The sequence below is a fragment of the Amycolatopsis sp. NPDC104863 genome (assembly GCF_055582965.1).
In genome coordinates this window covers 85,605-87,490 of record NZ_JBVJOW010000008.1, presented here as the reverse complement: position 1 = coordinate 87,490, position 1,886 = coordinate 85,605, and the positions used below count along the sequence as shown (strand labels likewise).

Here is a 1,886-nt window from a genome sequence, read left to right as displayed (position 1 = left end):
GGGCTGGGTGGACACGGCACTCATCGAAAGAAACGGGGACGCAAAAAAAGGGTGACCCCCCACCCCCCGGACCCCCTTCCCGGGGGTGGCCCTGGGGGTTCCCCCCCCCCCGCCGGAGGGATCCTTTCGCCGATCGGCATCAACCGATCGGGCTCGTCAGGCGTGAGTCCCCCGCGAGGACGGCTTCGCGCAGGACGAGGGGGAACCATGAACCGCAGGCTGAAGGTGTTACTGGCCGCCGCACTGGCTTTGGTGCCGATGCTGACGGTCACCGCCGCGGCGCGTGGCACGGACGGCTGCGCGTGGACGCGGGCCACGCTGCCGTTGCCCGCCGGGCAGACCTGGGGACATGTCGCAGCCGCCGCGAACGGCGGCTGGATCGCGGGCAGCGGTTCCTCCGGTGGCGCGATCCGGTGGCACCACGGGGTCGCCGAGAACCTCGGCCGGGCGTTCGGCAAGCAGACCGAGCTGCACGACATCAACTCCGCGGGCACCGCGGTCGGGTTGACCTACAACAACGGCTTCCAGGACAACGCGGTCGTCTACCGGGACGGCCGGTTCACGGCGCTCCCGATCCCGCCGGGCCGGCGTTCGGCCCGGGCTCTCGCGATCAACGACGCCGGCGACGTCGCCGGGACCGCGCTCGGCATCGGGGACACCTTCGACCTGGCGATCTGGCCGGCCGCCGCGCCGGGCACCGTGCTGACGCTCAACCCCGATCCCGCCGTCTACGGGTACGTCAGCCCGGTCGAGATCGACGAGCAGGGCCGCATCCTGGTCAGCGCGGGGAGCTCGCAGACCGACTTCTTCGTGCGGTACCCGGACGGGACGATGACCAAGCTCGCGCTGGGCACCGACTACGTCAGCGCGTTCCGGAACGGCCGCATCGCGGGGGAAAAGTACGAGAACGAGAAGTTCGCGACAGTCGAGTGGGACCTGACCGGCACGCTCGTCCGCCAGTTCGACGTCTGGGCGATCGAGCCGGCGGTCGACTCCGGCACCCGCACGGCCGGCACCTACCTGACCGCCGGCGGCGGTGAGGCGCTCGGGGTCTGGGAAAGCGGGGTCCTCACCGACACCCTGGTCACCAACCAGGACTTCGGCCGGCCGGTGCTCACCGACGACGGTGTTGTCGCGACCACGACCGGCTCCACGGTCACGACGTTCCGCCACAGCTGTTCCGCCGCCGCTTGACACGCTTCACCGAAGTTGATTTTCTCACGATTCACGCACTGAAACCTGGGGGAAAACCATGCAGCCACACTTCGCCGCGCCCGTTCCGCAGAGACCGATGGCGCGGGTCCGGCCGCTCGCCGGCTGGCAGAGCGCGGCCGCGATCCTGATCATCGTGACCACCGCGGTCGGCATCGCGAACGTCGCGGGCGAGTGGGGCGCCTTCCCCGCGTCCGTCTGGCTGACGGTGGGCTGGATCGACCTCGGGTTCCAGGTCGTCACCGCGGTCGTCTTCATGCGGTGGCTGTGGCTCGCCCGCACCAACGCCGAGGTGATCGAACCCGCCCGGCACCGGCACTCGCCGATGTGGGCGGTGCTCGGCTGGATCGTGCCGATCGTCAGCTTCTGGTTCCCGCAGATGGTCGTCCGGGACGTCTGGAACGCCAGCAACCCGCAGCGGCCGCGCGGTACGGGGCGGCTGTTCCCGACGCCGGGCGCCGAGCTGGTGTCCTGGTGGTGGGCCGCCTTCCTCGGGAACCAGCTGCTGTCCTCGGTCGGTTCCCGCCTCACCGACGACACGATGATCACGCGCGACCTCGACACCGTCGCGGGGGGGGGGGGGGGTGGGGCGGGGGGGTGGGGGGGGTCCAGCCACCGGCAGAGCACCCCACTTTAGAACAAACCCCAAGTAACACCCCCCGCGCGGCGCCTTC

Annotated in this window: 2 protein-coding genes; both read left to right on the top strand. The window is 70.8% G+C overall.

The features are described 5' to 3' along the window. Positions 1-207: 207 nt before the first annotated feature. Positions 208-1,194 (top strand): hypothetical protein, encoded by a 987-nt coding sequence (locus tag ACZ63J_RS36515; RefSeq protein ID WP_465407606.1) that lies wholly within the window; start codon positions 208-210, stop codon positions 1,192-1,194. A gap of 58 nt (positions 1,195-1,252) precedes the next feature. Continuing rightward, positions 1,253-1,849 (top strand): DUF4328 domain-containing protein, encoded by a 597-nt coding sequence (locus ACZ63J_RS36510; protein ID WP_465439788.1) that lies wholly within the window; start codon positions 1,253-1,255, stop codon positions 1,847-1,849. The last annotated feature ends 37 nt before the right edge of the window (positions 1,850-1,886 follow it).

What these genes read in the sequence shown, in the direction of transcription:
- ACZ63J_RS36515 (WP_465407606.1), top strand. Translation starts at nt 208, where the DNA reads ATGAACCGCAGGCTGAAGGTGTTACTGGCCGCCGCACTGGCTTTGGTG.
- ACZ63J_RS36510 (WP_465439788.1), top strand. Translation starts at nt 1,253, where the DNA reads ATGCAGCCACACTTCGCCGCGCCCGTTCCGCAGAGACCGATGGCGCGG.